This window comes from Edaphobacter flagellatus, from assembly GCF_025264665.1.
Classification (GTDB): Bacteria; Acidobacteriota; Terriglobia; order Terriglobales; family Acidobacteriaceae; genus Edaphobacter; species Edaphobacter flagellatus.
The window spans coordinates 3,490,436-3,508,695 of record NZ_CP073697.1; the positions used below are offsets into that span (position 1 = coordinate 3,490,436).

The window sequence follows — 18,260 nt, forward strand, 5'->3', positions numbered from 1 at the left end:
ACCTATCGCGCGAGGTAAGTCTCGATGACCTTGAGGAACTGCGCAAGCCACGCGGGATGTGCCGGCCACGCCGGGCCGGTGACGAGGTTGCCATCGGTGATGGCCTCGGTGACGGCGAGTGGGACGAAGGTGGCTCCAGCTAATTCGACCTCGGGTGCGCAGGCGGGGTAGGCGTTGACGCGCTTGCCTGCGATGACGCGAGCAGCGGCGAGCAGTTGCGGTCCGTGGCAGAGCGCGGCGATCGGTTTGTTCGAGCTGTCGAAGAAGCGGATGATCTCGAGCACACGCGGATTGAGACGGAGATATTCGGGAGCGCGGCCACCGGGAATGACAAGAGCATCGTAGTCCTCGGGCCTGATGTCATCGAAGGCAGCGTTGAGGGTGAAGTTGTGCCCGGGCTTTTCGGAGTAGGTCTGATCGCCTTCGAAGTCGTGAATGGCGGTGCGCACATGGTCGCCTGACTTCTTGTTGGGGCATACGGCATGGACGATATGGCCCACCATCTGGAGCGCCTGAAAAGGGACCATGATCTCGTAGTCTTCGACGTAGTCTCCGGCGAGGAGAAGAATCTTTGCGGGCTTCATGGATGCGCCTTTCGTTTTGGGCTTAGTAGCCGTTGGCGATGAGGTACCGCTCGGTAAGCTCGAAGGTATCGGACTTTCCGTTTTGCCGTTCGGCGTATTTGCTGAGGACGTCGACCTCGATGTTGAGTGCATCGCCAGGCGAGAGTGTGCGCAGGCTGGTCGCTGCGTAGGTGTGCGGAATGATGGCGATCTCGACCTCGTTGCCGCGAATGGCTGCAACGGTAAGCGAGATGCCTTCGACGGTGATGGAGCCCTTTTCGACGACGTAGCGGGTGAGCGCGTCGGGGATGAGGAAGCGCAGGCGGTAGTCGGTGGTCTCGGTATCGGCGGTAAGCGGTGTCAGCGAGACGAGCGTTGCCGTGGCGTCGACGTGGCCCTGGACGACGTGGCCACCGAGCGGAGACCCGGCGGGCGTGGGTAGCTCGAGGTTGACGACGGTGTCGGCCTTGAGGCGCGCGAGCGTGGTGCGGGAGATGGTCTCGACGGCGAGGTCGGCGGAGAAGCGTGGCGGGAAGGCGTGCGGCTCGATGTCGAGTGCGGTGAGACAGACTCCGCTGACGGCGACGGAGTCGCCTGTATTGAGGCGGCTGACGAGTCCGCCCGGAGCTCCGATAGTAATGCGAGTGACGCCAGCATGCGGCGTGACGCAGAGGACGGTGCCGGTGGTTTCAATCAGGCCGGTGAACATAGATACAGGGTACTAGGGAATGGGGAGGCGATGGAACGGCTATTCCGCGGGCCAGGGGTTGTGGATGTAGCCGGTGATGCAGGTATCGGGCCCGTATGTTGTTGTTGAGGAACGCAGGAGCGACTGCTCGAAGATGGATACGGCTTCGATGCCGTTGGCGAAGGGAAGTGCCTGCTCGCCGAGAGTTTCGGTGGAGTGGAAGAGGATGGCTTTGTCGACAAGGTTCTGATCGAGAAAGGCTCCGTTGAGGTCGGAGCCTGCTTCGAGAAGAACACTGAGGATTTTGCGCTTGGTGAGCAGAGCCAGTGCCGCGGGTAAAGAGAGGCGGCCTGCGTGTTCCGGAATCACGGCGACTTCGACGCCTTCAGCCGTTAGGGCCTCGCGATGATAGGCGGGCGCGTCGGAGCTGGTGAGGACGAGCAGATCCTTGTTGGCTGATCGGACGAGCTGCGAGTTGCGCGGAATGCGCAGGTGCGTGTCGAGCACGACGCGAAGCAGCGGGCGGCGGCGCGGATGTCCGCTGCGATCGGTGAGCAGGGGATTGTCGGCGAGCACGGTGCCGATGCCGGTGAGGATTGCGTCGGAGGCATGACGGAGGCGCTGTACCTCGGCTCGCGCGGCGGGGCCGGTGATCCAGTGAGGCTGATCGGGGAGTCGCGATGCGGAAGGCGGCGCGAGCTTGTTGTCGGCGGAGAGCGCGGCTTTGAGGGTCACGAAGGGCGTGTGCGTACGGATGAAGTGGGCGAAGGCTTCGTTGATGTCACGCGCCTGCTGCTGGAGAACGCCGATGGCGACGTCGATGTTGGCATCGCGCAGTTTTTGAATGCCGCGTCCGGAGACGAGAGGATTGGGGTCGGTCGTGGCTACGACGCAGCGTGCGATGCCTGCGGCAATAAGCGCGTCGGCGCAAGGGCCGGTACGTCCGTGGTGGCTGCAGGGCTCAAGCGTGACGTAGGCCGTTGCTCCTGCCGAAGAGAGATTTTTCGCTGCGATCTGCTTGAGGGCGACGATTTCGGCATGATCGTAGTTGTCGTAGAGATGCGCGCCTTCGCCGAGCAGTTCTCCATGCCTGACGATGACGCAGCCTACCTGAGGATTGGGGCTGGCGAGGGCAGTCGTCTTTGCGGCGAACTCAAGGGCCCGCCGCATGAAGAACTCGTCCTGCGCGATACCAGTGCTTAAAGAGATAGCGGCCATGCTCTGTTTGAGGATAGCGCGTGGCCGCAGGGAAATGCTTGTTTAGCGATTCACCAAAGGGATTTAGTGATTCGCAGGATTCGTCTTCTGCGCGAGCTTCAGATGCTCCTGCAGGCTCTGCGCTTCGGGAATGAAGGAGACGGCCTTGGAGATCTGCGGATCCCATTCAGCGCGCACCTTCAAGCCTTCCAGCTGGCCGAACTGCGAGGTATACAGCTCGCTCTTGATGCTGGTCTTGATCCAGTCCTGCACGCCTGCGATGTCCTGGTCGGTGTAGTCGATGTTCTGCGATTTCAGGAACGCCTTGAATTCCTGCAATACCGCGTCATCCACCGTGAAGTCCTTGCTGACGGAGCCATGCTGCGCCAGGTAATGCTTGCTGAAGTTGAAGAACGCATACTTGATCACCAGAGAATCCTGGAAGCGGTTCGACTTGAGGTTGTCGATCTTCTCGTCGGGCGTAATACCGCCGCCGCCGTACACCGTGCGTCCGGAGTCTGTCAGCTTTACTTCGAGGTTCGCCTTGTCCTTGGGCTGCGTTGCTGAATCGCGCACGTAGTAGTAGTCGTACAGCGATACGTTGTTGTAGTTGCGCTGGATGAGGCGGCCCGAAGGCGTGTAGTAGTGATACGTGGTCAGGGCGAGACCGGTGTTCTCGGTGATCTGGAAGACGGTCTGCACCAGTCCCTTGCCGAAGGTTGTTTCGCCGACGATCAGTGCGCGATCGTGGTCCTGCAAGGCGCCGGAGACGATCTCGGCGGCGGATGCCGTGTTGCGATTGACCAGCACGACGATCGGATACTTTGTATCGGAGCCATGCGCTGCACGATAGACCTGATCGGGGAAGGCGCGTCCGCGCTGCGAGACGACGATCTGGCCCTTCTGCAGGAACTTGTCGGACATATTGACGGCTTCGTTCAGCAGGCCGCCCGGATTGCCGCGCAGATCGATCACCAGGCCATTGATGTCGCCGAACTTGTCCAGCGCATCGCCTACCTCGCGACTGGTCGTCTCCATGAAGTTGGTGACATGCATGTAGCCGATACCGGGGCGAATCATGAAAGCGAGATCGACGGAGGGACGCGAAACTTCGTCGCGCACGAGGTCGAACTGAAGCGGCTTGTCGGAGCCTTCGCGGCTCATCGTTACCAGCACATGCGTGTTGCGCGGGCCCTTCAGCATGGTGGCTACGGCTGCGGAGTCCATGCCCTCGGTGCTCTTGCCGTCGACCGAGAGAATTACGTCGCCGGGCCGTACGCCAGCCTTGTATGCGGGCGTGCCTTCGAAGGGATAGAGAACAACGATCTTGGTGCCACCTTTGGCCGTCGGGTCCGGCTGCGGCTGGATGGTCATACCGACGCCGTAATAGCGGCCGTGCTGGTCCTCACGCATCTGCGCGTAGGCCTTGGGATCGTAGAAGCTGGAGTGCGGATCGAGGACATGCAGCATGCCGGGAATGGCACCGTCGTAGATGGCCTTGTCGGTCTTGTCGGTCGTCATCTTGTCGGCGTAGTTCTGCTCCACCAGCGAGTAGACGTTGGTGAAATTCCGCAGACTGTCGCGCAGGGTGGACTCATCGGTAGCAGACTGAGCGGCGACGCGCTGATTGATGAACGATCCAGCCACCGCGCAGGTGGCCAGAAATACAGTGACGGAGTACAGTGCACGGCGGGTGCGGGGTGCCATCGATTCGCTTACCTCAAATGAGAGCGGCTGTGCGTAAACCTCACGCCGGACGCTCTTCTAATAACTATAGACGCGTCCCAGATTGGACGGAGTATAGCACTGGCGGGTGAGCCGCCAAGGGTGTCCCGGCCGCCGATTCGCTTACCGGCCTCAGGACGTTTAGAATGTTGGGACGGATACCGTCTGCGTGATGGACGAGTCCAACCAGCAGGCGGATGCGGGTTTAAGCGCCCGTGGCCCCTCTCCAGTTGATACAGGTGACGATGATCTTTCGAATTTCGCAGTTCAGGGCAGTGCGCGGGCTTAGCCTGCTGGCGCTGCCGGTAGCGGTGCTGGCGCAGGCTCCGCGGTACCAGAGCCCGCTGGCGGTTCCCAATGCTCCGCAGCAGCAGGTGACTCTGCCCACCCCGCCAGCCATTACTCCGAATGGGGTTGTGGTGGAAGACGTGATCGTCAGGGTGAATGACCAGATCATCAATCGCAGCGACCTGGAGCGCAGCGAGCAGCAGCTTACGACGGAAAATCAGCAGAATCAGGCTTCTCCGCAGGAAGTTGCCGACCGCCAGAAGAACCTGCTGCGCGACATGATTGACCAGCAGCTGCTGCTGTCGCGCGCCAAGGAGCTCGGCCTGAACGCCGATGCTGAGGTCATCCGCCGCCTCGACGACATCCGCAAGCAGAATCACCTGGATTCGATGGAAGACCTCGAGAAGGCAGCGCGTCAGCAAGGCGTTTCCTTTGAGGACTTTAAGGCGAATATTCGGAATAACATCCTCACCCAGCAGGTCGTGCGCGACGAGGTCGGACGGCACATTCAGCCGACGCAGGGGCAGGAGCAGGCTTACTACAACGCTCATAAGAATGAGTTTGCGCAGCCGGAGCAGGTTCGCCTGAGCGAAATTCTGGTTCCAACGCCCGCCGATGCAACGGATGCCGTAGTCGCTCAGGCTCAGGCCAAGGCAGAGGGCATTGCTGCCAAGATCAAATCGGGCGACGATTTCGCTGCGCTGGCCAAGGCCAACTCGGGCGGTCCCACCGCTTCGCAGGGAGGCGATCTCGGTCTCTTCAAGCGTGGCGCTCTGGCGAAGGTGCTCGAAGATCAGACATTCTCGCTTCCTGCGGGAGGTGTGACTGCTCCCATTCGCACGCGTCAGGGTTTTGTCATTCTGAAGGTGACCGAGCATCAGGAAGCCGGCGTGCCCGCTCTCAAGGACATCGAGCCTCAGATTCAGGAGGCGATCTACATGCAGGCGATGCAGCCTGCCCTGCGTGAGTATCTGACGAAGCTGCGCGAGGATGCGTATATCGATATCAAGCCCGGCTTTGTCGATTCCGGCGCCAGCCCACGGCAGACCAAGCCGGTCTTTAGCGCGTACGCTCCGCCCGTCCCGAAGAAGAAGCAGGCACAGGAGAAGCAGCGCTTCGATCGCGGTGGCCGCTTCTCGACGGTAGCGAAGAACACGCCGGCTGCTCCCGCGCCGAAGGCTGCTTTGCCCGCTGCTTCTGCACCGGCGGCTGGCACAGCGGATGCGGCTACAGCAGGCGCTGCGACCCCAGATGTTGCTGCAGCGGATGTTCCGTCCACTCCACCGGCGGCGACGAAGGTCAGCTCGAAACCATCGAAGCCGAAGAAGATTAAGCGTGAAAAGATTCGTTTCGGCCAGGCGCCGCGGAATGCGTTGCCTCCCGGACCGCAGGAGACGGCTGTAGGCGCAGGTGCGGGTACGGCCTCCTCGACGCAGGCTGCTGTGGGCGATGCTGGTTCTGCGATCGCTCCCGGTACGGCGATTGCGCCGACGGAGTCGACCACACAGGTGCTGACCTCTTCGGCTGACGCCGATCCGCTGGCTCCAAAGCCAACGAATACGGGCAAGACGCGTTACAGCTATCGCGCCAAGACCGAGGCCATCGACAAGGCTGCGCGGAAAGACGCTGTCGTGAAGCAGAAGGCAGCGTTCACGCCGTCTCCGGAGACAACGCAGGAGAAGGCCGATAAGTCTGCTCAGGCGACTCCGCTTGGCCTGAATGGCGATACTGCGACCAAGAAGAAAAAGAAGCGCGCAAAGGGAGAGCCGAAGGAGAGGCTGCAGAACAAGCCGACAGCCCCGACGACGGATGCACCAGCGCCTGATCCGACGGTGAATCCGAATTTGGGCGCAACGCCTGCCGGCATCACTCCAAAGCCGGTTCCTGCTCCTCAGACCACGACACCGCAGCAGAATCCGCCTGCACCGGCGCCGCAGCCAAATAACTAACCCCATTTCACGGTACGAACAAGGAACGCGAGAGCATCGTCTCTCGCGTTCCTGTTTTCGGGAGTTATTCTTGTCCTAATGAAAGACTTCTTCATCGCCGATGCAGCGCGCTTCGACAACTGCATCGTGACCTCCTATTTTGTCCTCTCGTCGTTTCAGATTCGCGAAAAACGTCAGGGCGGTGGCCAGTTTCTGACGGCTACGCTCACGGACAAGACCGGCTCGATGCCCGCCGTGATGTGGGAAGACTTTGCCGACTCCATCGCGCCGTGCACGGAAGGCTGCTACGTCAAGGCACAGGGCCAGATCTCGCGCTATCAAAACAAATTTCAGATGGCATTGCAGCGTATTCGCTTTGCCGCGGAGAGCGAGATCGATCCGGCCGACTATCTGCCGGTCACGCACTTCGATATCGATGCGATGTGGAGCGAGCTGCGCGGCTATGTATCGCGCTTTACGAATCCCGACCTCAAACGTCTCGTCTTCTCTTTTCTCGACGACCCGGAGATCGCTACTGCCTATCGCACGGCGCCCGCGGCCAAGATGCTGCACCATGCCTGGATCGGCGGTTTGCTGGAGCATGTGCTGACGCTTGTACGTGTCTGTTTGGCCAACGCGCCGTTCTATCCCGAGGTCGATCCCGACCTGCTGGTTACGGGAGCGATTCTGCATGACATCGGCAAGATTCGCGAGCTGCACTGGAAGTCCAGCTTCGGCTATACGCTTGAGGGCCAGTTGATCGGCCACATCAGCATCGCGCAAGGCATGCTGCTGGAGAAGGTTCGCCAGCTTGAGCCATTCCCTGAGAAGATTCGTATCCTTGTCGAGCACATGATCCTTTCGCACCACGGCAAATATGAGTTCGGCTCGCCGAAATTGCCGATGACGCCCGAGGCATTGCTGCTGAACACGCTCGACGATCTCGAGGCCAAGATGCAGACATTGCGCAACGCCTTCGCCAACGCGGAGTCGCAGGGCAAAGGCCCCGGTGAGGTCACTGACTGGGTCCGTTCGATGGAGCGAGCGCTCTTCAACTCGCAGGCATGGGTTAAAGAGGAGGCTGGCTCCGCGCCGCCTGCTTCGCAGGCTGAGACCGGTTCTGCCTCGCAGGAGATGCTGCCCATTACCGGCGCGGACTCCATCCCAATCCGCTAAGTTCGATTGCTATACTCCTCGTGCAGTTTTCGAGCTGCGTTCGCGATCTGCTAAATAGAGGAGCCATTGATGCGTATTCGAGCGATTCTGGCGACAACGTTCCTGTTGAGCGCAGCCTTTGCAGAGGCGCAGATTCCATCCTGGATGCCCGACCCCACGCAGCAGCAGACCTATACGCTCCATCGGTCATCGAGCCGTGAGGCTACGGGAGCCAACGCAGACTATCGCACGCTTACTCCCGGGCAGACGCTGTCGATCCTCGATGTCGATGGTCCCGGTTTGATCTCACACATGTGGTTCACGATCAACGCACCGGAGCCGTATCACCTGAAGCGCATCGTAATGCGCATTTACTGGGACGGTGAGGAGTCGCCCAGCGTGGAAGCGCCGATCGGCGACTTCTTCGGCCTGGGCAACGGGATGTACTACGGTTGGCAGTCGGCTGTGCTCAGCGCGGGGTCAGACAGATCGCTCAACTGCTGGTTCCCCATGCCGTACGCGAAACACGCGCGGGTCACCATCACCAACGAAGGCAAGATGTCGGTCAACAGCCTGTACTGGAACATCGATTACCGGCAGGATGCAAAGCCGCTCCCTCCCGGTACGCTGTACTTTCACGCCGACTATCGTCAGGCCTATCCCAACCATGGCTGGGCGAAGGACTGGTACTCCAACGGCGACCCGCAGGTGAACTACCGCCGCAACCTCGATGGCAAAGATAACTACGTCTGGTTTGAGGCTCAAGGTCACGGCCAGTTCGTCGGCGTCACTATGTCCGTCTTTCAGAACCAGGATGGATGGTGGGGCGAAGGCAACGACATGTTCTTCATCGACGATGCCACGACACCAGCCATGGTCGGCACCGGTTCGGAGGACTACTTCCTCGGCGCATGGGATTTCGGTGGCCCGGCACAGTTTCCCCTGCACGGATCGCCCATGGTCGGTGCGGAGGTAGCAGGTTCGCGCTCCAGCGTCTACCGCTTCCATCTCGATTCGCCTATACCCTTCAAGAAATCCATGCGGGCGACGATCGAGCACGGCCACGCTAACTCACGCTCCGACAACTACTCCTCCGTCGCTTACTGGTACCAGGCCGAACCGCATCAGCCCTTTCCGGCGCTGCCGGAGATGAGCGAGCGCATCCCGACGCTGCAGTTCGTCGGCGGCCCCGGGAACTCCAAAGAACCGTATGTGCAGGGAGCGCCCCAGCCCCGCTGAAGCGGCCGCAAGTGCCTTTCGCTCGAAGGCATTAGAATCGTAGTAGACATGTTACGTTTTTCAACTGCAGGTGAGAGCCACGGCGAGAGCCTCGTCGCCCTGGTCAGCGGACTTCCGGCCGGTGTTCCGGTCGATCAGGAGTTCATCAGCCGCGAGCTTTGGCGGCGTCAGAAGGGCTACGGTCGCGGCGGACGCATGCGGATCGAACGCGATGCGGCTCACATCCTCTCCGGTGTGCGCCACGGCAAGACCATCGGCTCTCCCGTCGCGATGACCATCGCCAACAACGACTGGAAAAACTGGACCGAGATTCTGCCGGTTGAAGAAGGCGACCCGGCCAAGCACAAGGCCGTCGCTTCGCCGCGTCCCGGCCATGCCGATCTTGCAGGTGCACTGAAGTTCAACTTCCCCGACGCCCGTTACGTGCTCGAACGCGCCAGCGCGCGCGAATCAACTGCGCGTGTCGCTTCCGGCGCGCTTGCGAAGCTGTTGCTGCGCGCCCTTGGCATCGAAGTGCTCTCGCACGTCATCCGCGTCGGCAAAGCAGAACTCCGGCGCACGGCGAAGTGGGAGGAGATCGTCGCGCTCTCGCAGAAAGACGAAGTTCTGCTGAACTGCGTGGACCCCGAGGATGAGGCGCGTATGAAGGCAGAGGTTGATGCCGTCCTCCGCACCGGTGATACCGTTGGTGGCGTCTTTGAAGTCGTTGTTCACGGCCTGCCTCCCGGCGTTGGCACGCATGTCAACTGGGACGAGCGCCTCGACGGCATTCTTGCTCAAGCCGTGATGAGCTTGCAGGCAGTCAAGGCCGTTGAAATCGGACGCGGCGTTACGGCTGCTGAGTCCGTCGGTTCCGAGGTGCATGATGCCATCGGCTACGAGGGCGCTCAAGAGAACTTCACGAAGTTCTCGCGCGAGCACAACAATGCGGGTGGACTCGAAGGCGGCATCTCCAACGGGGAGGACGTCATCGTGCGTGGTTATCTGAAGCCTATCTCCACACTGCGCCGTCCGCTGGGTTCGGTCAGCTTTGAGACGCGCGAACCGGTCAAGGCGGCCTATGAGCGCTCTGACGTTTGTGTCGTGCCGGCTGCTGGCGTTGCCGCCGAGGCCATGGTGGCGCTTGCTGTGGCGCGTGTGGTGCTCGAAAAATTCGGCGGCGATTCGCTTACTGAGCTGGAGCGCAACTACAAAGGTTATTTAGAGCAGATAAAGGCATTCTGAACGTGGCAAAGACTGAAAACACACCCGAACACAAGGGAACGATCTACGAGATTGTGAAGTATCCTGACCCCGTTCTCGCTAAAAAAGGCGAGCCGGTTACGGTCTTCGACAAAAAGCTGAAGACACTGGTCGACGACATGTTTGCCTCGATGTACGAGGCACAGGGAATCGGCCTGGCCGCGCCGCAGATTGGACTTTCGCAGCGGCTGACCGTCATTGATGTCAGCTTCAAGAAGAACCCGGAAGAAAAGATCGTTCTGATCAATCCTGAAATTATCGAACGCGAGGGCCAGCAGTGCGAAGAAGAGGGTTGCCTCTCTCTTCCCGAGATTCGCGACAAGGTGAAGCGCGCGGCAAAGGTCAAGGTGCGTGCACAGGACGTCAACGGCGAGTGGTTCGAGATCGAGGGCGAGGAGCTGCTAGCCCGCGCTTTCCAGCACGAGATCGACCACCTCGACGGCATCCTCTTCATCGACCGCCTCAGCCGCCTGAAGAAAGACCTCACCGTCCGCAAGATCAAAAAGCTGATCAAGAACGGCGAATGGTAGCCGTTTCATGCAGCAAACCCGCGAACGTTGGACACGATGAAACTCGTCTTCTGCGGCACACCGCAATTCGCTGTCCCCACGCTTGAGGCTGTCATCGCCGCAGGCCATCAGGTTGCGCTCGTCATCACGCAGCCCGATCGCCCTGTAGGGCGCGACCAGCAGGTGCAGGCACCGCCGGTCAAGCAGACTGCGTTGGCTCATCGTATTCCTGTTCTCCAGCCCGAGAAGATCAAGAACAACGCCGAGCTTCGCGCCGAACTGGAGTCCATTGCGCCCGACGCTATCCTCGTTGTTGCTTACGGACGTATCATTCCGCAGTGGATGCTCGATCTGCCGCGCTTCGGCAACATCAATCTGCATGGCTCGCTGCTGCCCAAATATCGCGGAGCCGCTCCTATCCAGTGGGCCGTCGCCAATGGCGAAACCGTCACCGGAGTGACGACCATGCATCTCGACGCCGGGCTCGACACCGGCCCCATGCTGTTGGCGCAGGCTGTCCCTATAGGCGAAGAAGAGACCGCCGTTGAGGTGTATGAGAATCTCGCAGCCGTGGGGGCGCCACTGATGGTGGAAACGCTCCAGCGTCTGGATGCAGGTGAGCTCTTTCCCGAGCCCCAAAACCACGCTCTCGCCACGCACGCGCCGATCCTCACGCGAGACGATGGCCGTATCAATTTCACCCGCACGGCTCACCAGATTTACAACCGCTGGCGCGGCTTCCAACCGTGGCCCGGCGCGCATACGCTTCTACGCGGCAAGAAACTTATCGTGCACCGGCTGCATACCGTACAACATACAGCGCCACTCGAGCCCGGGATGATCCATCTTCACGATGGCCACCTTCTCGTCGGCTGCGGACAGTCGAGCGCGATCGAGCTCGACGAGGTGCAACTGGAAGGGAAGCGGCGCATGTTGGCAGCGGACCTGCTTCGCGGCTTCCAGATCAACTCCGGCGAGCGGCTCGGCGAATAGCGTTACAGCCTTCCCAACAGGAAGATAAACATTGCAACGGCAACAAGTACGCTGGCGATGAGCGTCGTCGTGATGTAGATGGCAGCGCGCCGCTCCTGGCCCGGACGCGGCCGTGTGATTCCCACGCCCCATATAAAGCCTTCACTTACCAGATCGGTCAGCCTCTTCATGGCATCCCTCCGCTATAAAGGATGCCCCCTGCCCCAGCCCGCGATATGCAATTCTTGCGATAAAGCTGTTTGCCTCATCTGCCCGCCGAGAGCATCCTTAAGAGGTGAGGGACGACGGCAGAAACCGAATCTCCGTGCTGCGGGACAGTCATCTGGTTCCACTGCTGCCGTCTGCCCCGCTTATCGGCAAGGAACAACCGTGGCGGGGAGTTCTGCTGGAGCGCCACACGGTCTCCGTCAGCGAGATACCCCAGCATGAGCACCGCGAGTTCTGTCTGCACCTGCAGATCAGCGGTGAGGAGCCTGTGGAGTGGTGGTCGGAGGGCAGACATGGCGTGGAGAGAACAGCGCCTGGCTCCATGATTCTGCTGCCGCCAGGGACCCGCGACCGCATCGTCTGGCATGGAGCCTCAGAGCGCCTCATCCTTTCCTTTCGCTCCAGTGTGCTCGATGAGATGACGGATGCGTCGGAGCTCTTGCCGGCGGAGTTCACCAGCCACTGGTCGCTGCACGATCCTGCATTACAGCGGCTTGTTGCTGAGATGGGACGCGAAGCCGCCGCTGGCTGGCCGCTCGGCGGTCTCTATGCCGACCTGGTGACGATCAGCTTCGCGAGCCATCTGCTGCGCCGCCATGCGGCCGATGCCGTCGATTTAGGAGAAGTCAAAGGCGGCATGCCCGTGCCTCGGCTTCGCCGTGTGATGGAGTACATCACGGAAAATATCGGAGATGACCTGCGCCTGGAAGCGATGGCGCACGAGATAGGCTTGAGTCCTTTTCATTTTGCGCGTGAGTTCCGCGCCGCTACGGGACAGACTCCATATCAGTACCTGCTCGACCAGCGCATCGAGCGCGCCAAAGGCCTGCTGCGTACCGGCACGCTGCCGGTGCAGGAGATCGCCCTGATGACGGGCTTCCGCTCCCCGGTCAACTTCGTCCGCAGCTTCCGCCAGCGCGTCGGGCAACCTCCCGGAGACTGGCGCAAGAGTGCGTAGTCCGCTTAGGCTTGGGCAGAGATATTCTTAAGGTTGAAAGAAATCTATCTTGCCTAAACCTGCCGCCAAAAACTCCGTTCCATCGAAGCCTGTCTCGCCCGCACGCGTCGCCGCATTCGAAATACTGACGCTTGTCGCCGCTGGCAAAGGGAACAGCGACGACCTGCTTCACTCTGCGCATACAGCGAAGCTCTCTCCCGAGGACCGCAACCTTGCGACGACGCTCGTTATGGGTACGCTGCGCTGGCAGATCGCGCTCGACGCCCGCATTCAATCGTTACTGCAGCGGCCCGATCAGCGTCTTGCCGAGCCTGTCGCCATCGCGCTTCGCCTCGGAGCCTTCCAACTGCTTCAACTCGATCGCATCCCGGCGCACGCTGCGCTTAATGAGAGCGTCGAACTGACGCGGCAGAACGGCAACCCGCACGCAGCCGGCATGGTGAACGCCATCCTGCGCAGACTTACGCGCGAAAAGTTCCCAGGCAAGCCACTGCATGAATCGACCGCGACGTTTGCGCAGAGGCTCGCGCATCCGCTGTGGCTTGTTGAGCGTTGGGTTAAAAGCTACGGTCGCGCTGCAGCGATCAAAATCTGCGAGGCCGATCAGGCTGAGCCTGCCGCGCCTGTTCTTTTCGCTGCTGATCCAGATCTGCCGCACACCGACGACGGCTCACGTCTGGTAGCCGAACTGGCTGCTGCTTCGGCTCCACAGGCTACGCGACTTTGGGATGCATGCGCCGCTCCTGGTGGCAAGACTCTCATTCTCGCCCATCGCCTGCCGCATGCAGAGATTTTCGCCACCGATGTCAGCCCACGTCGCCTGACCGCGATGCGAACACGCCTCAACCAAGACCCTTATGCGTCCAAAGTCCGTGTCGAGCAGGCCGATGCTACGGAGCCTCCGCCATCAATCGACAACTTCGATCTCGTCCTCTGCGATGTTCCCTGCAGCGGAACCGGTACACTCGCACGCAATCCCGAGATACGCTTTCGCCTCACGCCCGCCGACCTCTCGCGCCAGCGTACACGCCAGCAGAAGATTCTCCGCGCTGCACTGTCGCGTCTCGCACCTGCAGGCCGCTTGCTCTATTCCACCTGCTCGCTTGAGCCTGAAGAATGTGAACAGGTTGCCGAAGAGGTGATAGCCATCCGCGGTGTACAGGGAAATTTTCGCATCCTGCCGCTTGAGCCTCTACTCATACGACTTCAGAACGACGGCTTATTGCAGCAGGTGCTTCCTATGGCAACACGCGGCAGCTATCTGCGCACCCTGCCGGGCACACACCCTGGAGATGGCTTCTTCGCGGCGCTCTTCGAGCGTGTTTCGTGATGCAACCTAGTGCACCAGAGACAGCCTGACCTGATCTCCACGCGAGACTTTATGTCCCGCCAGTGGACTTTGCGATGCAACGATGCCCGGTCCAAGGGCGACCATCGGCGCAGGAGCAGCCGGTGCAGGCGTTCCGGTTGCTGGAGCGGCCGAAGCTGTCGATGGCGTGACATCTTCGGCGCTCACGATGCGCAACCCTGCTGCTCCTGCACGCGCATAGGCGCCTGAGATGGAAAGGCCGACGAGCGATGGCATCACGAATGAGTCCGATGTGGCGTCCTCAGGCTCGCTCAACAGTACGCTCACGCGCGGCCTGTCGATCCCCTGCGCATTCGGCGGAGGTGTCTGCGCCACGACAATACCCGCAGGGCCGGGAGCAGCGATGTGGCCCACCGTGCCCAGCTCCAGTCCCAATCTGCGCAGATTGATGGCCATCGATCGCTCGCCCTGTCCCGAGAGATCCGGAACCGAGACCTGCTGCGTTCCCAGGCTCTCCGTTACGCGCACCGGCCACTGGCGCCGCACAACTGTGCCCGGCGACGGATACTGCGCCAGCACCTGCCCCGGAGGTGTCGTCGGCGAATAGAATTTATTCTCAAGCTGCAGGCGCAACCCCATCGAGCTGGCCTTGCGGCTTGCCTCCGAGATCGTCATGTGCGACAGGTCCGGCACCTTCACCTCGCGCCCGTGAATTGCCAGACGCATCGCAAGAAACGCCGATATCATCGCCACAACGATCATCGACAGGCCGCCAAGCACCAGGTTGAAGAAGCGCCGGATGGCCCGCCACTTCACAATGCGTATGCGTACCTTCATCGCTCGTTATCCGTCTCCGGCTCCGGGTGAATCAACAAGCGGTCCACCTCTGGCGCCTGCATCTTGAATGCATTTTCCAGCGCCGTAATCACCTCATGTACCTTCGCCATCGGCATGCCATCGGGCATCGTGCAATGACAGCTCACCTTCAGATGCGCACCGATGCGAGTGACAACAACATCGTGAATATCCAGTATCTCAGGAAAGCCCTCGGCCACATCGCGAAGCCGAATCTCAAGCTGGCGGTCCTGCTCCTGCGACTCGAGCTGTTCAATCGTCTCCAGCTCGCTCTCGATGTGCGTTAGAATCGACGCAACCTCCGGGACTTCGCGCCGTATCTCGCTTTCGAGTAGCGTCGCCAGTTCGTGCGCCTGTTTTAGCGGCATCGTCTCTTTCACTTCAAGATGCTGCTCCAGGTGCAGCTCGCCGCCGAACTTCTGCACCGTAACGTCGTGAATCGTGAGATTCATCCGCGAAGCGACAGCGCGGATTCTATCGTGCACGCTCTCCGCTACCGGCGCCATGGGCACGGCGTGAATCACCACATCGGCACCGGGGAGATGTCGGCCGACAATTGCCGTTGCTTCGGAAGAGATCTGCTCCGTGCGCTGAAACGTCAGGTTGCGCGCAAGCCCCAGCGTCAGGTCGGCGAAGTAGCTTGAACCCGACCGCCGCGTGCGCAGGCGATTCACCACCAGCACGCCGTCGATGGACGTCAGATCGCGGATCAACTCACGCCGCGTCGCCTCGCGTGTCTCAGCGGGCGTTGCATCCAGCAGAGCATCGATCGTCTTTCGCCCCAGTCCCCATGTCACCTTCAAAATAATCGCCGCGACGATCAGTGCAGCGATGGGATCGGCAAGCTCCAGCCCCTGTATGTTCCACCGCTTGCCTGCATACGATGCGAACAGGCCGATCAGTACAGCAAGCGACGACCAGATGTCCGTGCTGAAGTGAATTGCATCGGCCTCGAGCGCAAGGCTGGCATGCTCCTGCGCAATCTGGTGCAGCCTGCGCGAGCGCGTAAAATCAACGGCGATCGAAAGCAGCAGCACAACGAAGGGCCATATCGAAAACGAAAGCGCCAGCCGTTCGTGATAGGCGATGCGCTTGATCGCTTCCATGACGATCCACACGCACGAGCCCAGCATCAAGCCGGCTTCTACAAAGGCCGACAGGCTTTCCACCTTGCCATGCCCGTAATTGTGGGTATCGTCCGCAGGCAGGTCAGAGACGTGAATGGAGAACAGCGTAATTCCCGCCGCTACCAGGTCTACCGTCGAGTGCGCTGCCTCCGACAGCATACCTAGCGATCCGGTCAGCACGCCCGTCAGAAACTTCAACAGCGTAATTCCCAGTGCGGCGAGCACAGAAAACCACGCCGCGGAGCGCTTTTCCGTCTGCGTCTCGCGGGTCTTCTCGGGAATCGCCGTATAGCTCATCGAGCCTCAATCCTAAATGCTGGCGAGACTCGGCGCACCATGTTCTGTTTAGGGTTTTGTGGCGCGGTAAAGCCCTGCAGTACCGAAGGTATAGCCCGTCCACGAAGCGTTCCTGAAGCCAGCCGAACGGATCATCTCCAGCATGCGCGGCGGGCGAGGGAAACGCTCCACCGACGCTGGCAGGTATTTGTACGCGGCCGCATCACCGGAGATCATTCCACCAACCACTGGAAGAATCCGCTTGAAGTACAGATTGTAGAGCGCGCCCGTCACGCCCTCCGGCTGGTTGCATTCCAGGATCCCGATCTGCCCGCCCGGCCTAAGCACACGAAACAACTCGGCTAGCCCGTCATCGTAGTTGGCGAGATTACGGAACCCAAACGCCGAGGTCACCAGATCCAACGACGCATCGGCCATTGGCAGATGCATCGCGTCCGCCTCGATAGCCACAATATTGTGCGAAACGAACTTCTGTCTGCCGCGCGCCAGCATCTCAGGTGAAAAATCCACCGCCAGCAGAGGAGCTTCGCCCACGCCCGCTGGACGGTACTTCATCAACGCCAGCGCCATGTCTCCTGTCCCGCAGCACAGGTCCAGCACACTGGCTTCAGGCCGCGCCAGTACATTGCGAAAACTTGCCGCTGCACGCGCCCACCACCTACGATCCAGTCCGACCGACAATAGATGATTCAGCAGATCGTAACGCGGTGCGATGGAGTCAAACATCTGCTGCACATTCGCCGCAGCGCTGGCCTCGCTTGTCGCGCCGGCAGGCCGTGCTCCGGTCGAGACCTCGTGTTCTCTCTGGGCCGTCACTGTCATCACGCTCTCTTCTTCGCCAGTGGCTTCGTGACTGCCGTCTCGTATCGCATCAGCTCCAGCATCCACTCCGCAGCCGCCAGCATCTCCTCGCGTGTCACGTCGCGAACGATGGCAACTTCACCGATCTTTCGTGGCAGAACAAAGCTCAGCGAGCCGCTGCGATTTTTCTTGTCATTCGCTGTCAAGGCGACCAGCTTTTCTGCCGTTGCGCGAAACTCGCTCAGCGGACCATAGCTCAGGATCAACGCAATGATGCGTTCGGCTTCGCGCTCCGTGATCATTCCACGCATCCAGCCGAGCCGCGTCGCGGCAATGCTTCCCCAGCCTACTGCTTCGCCATGCAGCAATTGCTTGTAGCCTGTTGCTGCTTCGATCGCATGCCCAAGCGTGTGGCCGTAGTTCAAGATCATCCGCAGGCCGGACTCTTTCTCATCGTTCGCCACGACATCGGCCTTTACGCGGACGCTCGCCGCTACGACATGCGTCAGCGCCTTCGCATCACCCCGCAGCACGGCATCGGCATTGCGCTCAAGATATGCAAACAGCTTCGCATCGCGAATCACGCCTGCCTTGATTGACTCCTGCAAGCCGGCACGAAGCTCTGCCGCAGGCAGCGTCGCCAGCACGTCCGTGTCGGCAAGCACGGCCAGCGGATGATGAAAGCTGCCGACCAGGTTCTTGCCTGCTGCAAGATTCGTTCCCGTCTTGCCGCCGATTGCGGAATCCACCTGCGCCAGCAGCGTCGTCGGCACCTGCACGTACGGTACGCCGCGCATATAGATCGCTGCCAGGAACCCCGTCATGTCGCCCACCACGCCGCCGCCAAAGGCCACCAGCAGCGCATCGCGGTCCGCGCCTGCTTCGGCAAGCTGCTCAGCGAGCGACTCAATCGTCCGCATGCGCTTGTATCGTTCCCCCGCAGGGATAAACAACACCGTCGGCTGCTCGTTCTTCGCAAACGAAGCGAGCATCCGCTTGCCCCACAGCCCCCAGATCTCCGGCGAGGTCACAATGAAGACCCGGTATGGCTTGCCGCCCTTGATCTTCTTCAACCGTGCTCGAAGCGTCTTCAACAAACCGGACGCAATCATAATCTCGTAGCTGGCGCTGGGTGTCTTGAGAGGAATCACTGGCACAATATCTTCATCCTATCGTTAA

17 protein-coding genes are annotated in these 18,260 nt (G+C 60.7%); 8 read left to right on the forward strand and 9 right to left on the reverse strand.

From position 1 onward, the window contains the following. Positions 1-2 precede the first annotated feature (2 nt). The 4 genes from KFE13_RS14530 to KFE13_RS14545 form a co-directional block, all read right to left on the reverse strand. A complete protein-coding gene (locus KFE13_RS14530; RefSeq protein WP_260703816.1) occupies positions 3-584 on the reverse strand; it encodes a DJ-1/PfpI family protein in 582 nt (193 codons plus the stop codon). 22 nt (positions 585-606) lie between these two features. Next, positions 607-1,272: a riboflavin synthase gene (locus KFE13_RS14535; RefSeq protein ID WP_260703817.1), complete on the reverse strand. Its 666-nt coding sequence runs from the start codon at positions 1,270-1,272 to the stop codon at positions 607-609. 39 nt (positions 1,273-1,311) lie between these two features. Next, positions 1,312-2,469 (reverse strand): bifunctional diaminohydroxyphosphoribosylaminopyrimidine deaminase/5-amino-6-(5-phosphoribosylamino)uracil reductase RibD, encoded by a 1,158-nt coding sequence (ribD, locus tag KFE13_RS14540; RefSeq protein ID WP_260703818.1) that lies wholly within the window; start codon positions 2,467-2,469, stop codon positions 1,312-1,314. A gap of 63 nt (positions 2,470-2,532) precedes the next feature. Next, positions 2,533-4,155, reverse strand: coding sequence for a S41 family peptidase (locus KFE13_RS14545; RefSeq protein WP_260703819.1), 1,623 nt, complete (start codon positions 4,153-4,155; stop codon positions 2,533-2,535). Between the two features lie 263 nt (positions 4,156-4,418). Between KFE13_RS14545 and KFE13_RS14550 the strand changes: the two genes are divergently transcribed. The 6 genes from KFE13_RS14550 to fmt all read left to right on the forward strand — a co-directional run bounded on the left by KFE13_RS14550 (position 4,419) and on the right by fmt (position 11,527). Further along, positions 4,419-6,410, forward strand: coding sequence for a peptidylprolyl isomerase (locus tag KFE13_RS14550; RefSeq protein WP_260703820.1), 1,992 nt, complete (start codon positions 4,419-4,421; stop codon positions 6,408-6,410). A 78-nt stretch (positions 6,411-6,488) separates the two neighbouring features. Further along, a complete protein-coding gene (locus KFE13_RS14555; protein ID WP_260703821.1) occupies positions 6,489-7,565 on the forward strand; it encodes a 3'-5' exoribonuclease YhaM family protein in 1,077 nt (358 codons plus the stop codon). Between the two features lie 69 nt (positions 7,566-7,634). Further along, on the forward strand, positions 7,635-8,783 hold the full coding sequence (locus tag KFE13_RS14560; RefSeq protein WP_260703822.1) for a glycoside hydrolase family 172 protein: 1,149 nt from the start codon (positions 7,635-7,637) through the stop codon (positions 8,781-8,783). A 48-nt stretch (positions 8,784-8,831) separates the two neighbouring features. Beyond that, positions 8,832-10,007, forward strand: a complete 1,176-nt coding sequence (gene aroC / locus KFE13_RS14565) for a chorismate synthase (RefSeq protein ID WP_260703823.1) — start codon at positions 8,832-8,834, stop codon at positions 10,005-10,007. 2 nt (positions 10,008-10,009) lie between these two features. Further along, positions 10,010-10,555, forward strand: a complete 546-nt coding sequence (def, locus tag KFE13_RS14570) for a peptide deformylase (RefSeq protein WP_260703824.1) — start codon at positions 10,010-10,012, stop codon at positions 10,553-10,555. A 36-nt stretch (positions 10,556-10,591) separates the two neighbouring features. Next, positions 10,592-11,527: a methionyl-tRNA formyltransferase gene (gene fmt / locus KFE13_RS14575; protein WP_260706972.1), complete on the forward strand. Its 936-nt coding sequence runs from the start codon at positions 10,592-10,594 to the stop codon at positions 11,525-11,527. A 2-nt stretch (positions 11,528-11,529) separates the two neighbouring features. Here the strand turns inward: fmt and KFE13_RS14580 are convergent, their stop codons facing one another. Next, positions 11,530-11,697, reverse strand: coding sequence for a hypothetical protein (locus KFE13_RS14580; protein WP_260703825.1), 168 nt, complete (start codon positions 11,695-11,697; stop codon positions 11,530-11,532). Positions 11,698-11,831: 134 nt separating this feature from the next. Here KFE13_RS14580 and KFE13_RS14585 point away from each other — a divergent pair, with 134 nt between their 5' ends. Both KFE13_RS14585 and KFE13_RS14590 read left to right on the forward strand, forming a co-directional pair. Beyond that, positions 11,832-12,692, forward strand: a complete 861-nt coding sequence (locus KFE13_RS14585; protein WP_260703826.1) for an AraC family transcriptional regulator — start codon at positions 11,832-11,834, stop codon at positions 12,690-12,692. A gap of 49 nt (positions 12,693-12,741) precedes the next feature. Beyond that, on the forward strand, positions 12,742-14,022 hold the full coding sequence (locus KFE13_RS14590) for a transcription antitermination factor NusB (protein WP_260703827.1): 1,281 nt from the start codon (positions 12,742-12,744) through the stop codon (positions 14,020-14,022). Between the two features lie 6 nt (positions 14,023-14,028). Here KFE13_RS14590 and KFE13_RS14595 read toward each other — a convergent pair whose 3' ends face one another. Genes KFE13_RS14595 through aroB form a run of 4 tightly spaced genes read right to left on the reverse strand, consistent with a single transcriptional unit; the run spans position 14,029 to position 18,238 of the window. Then, a complete protein-coding gene (locus KFE13_RS14595) occupies positions 14,029-14,838 on the reverse strand; it encodes a PASTA domain-containing protein (protein WP_260703828.1) in 810 nt (269 codons plus the stop codon). Then, positions 14,835-16,280 (reverse strand): cation-efflux pump, encoded by a 1,446-nt coding sequence (locus tag KFE13_RS14600; RefSeq protein WP_260703829.1) that lies wholly within the window; start codon positions 16,278-16,280, stop codon positions 14,835-14,837. Before KFE13_RS14600 ends, KFE13_RS14595 begins: the two co-directional genes overlap by 4 nt. A gap of 48 nt (positions 16,281-16,328) precedes the next feature. Next, a complete protein-coding gene (gene ubiE, locus KFE13_RS14605; protein WP_260703830.1) occupies positions 16,329-17,102 on the reverse strand; it encodes a bifunctional demethylmenaquinone methyltransferase/2-methoxy-6-polyprenyl-1,4-benzoquinol methylase UbiE in 774 nt (257 codons plus the stop codon). Then, positions 17,102-18,238 carry a 3-dehydroquinate synthase gene (aroB, locus tag KFE13_RS14610; RefSeq protein ID WP_260703831.1) on the reverse strand — a complete coding sequence of 379 codons (1,137 nt, stop codon included), beginning with the start codon at positions 18,236-18,238 and terminating at the stop codon, positions 17,102-17,104. Before aroB ends, ubiE begins: the two co-directional genes overlap by 1 nt. Positions 18,239-18,260: the final 22 nt, after the last annotated feature.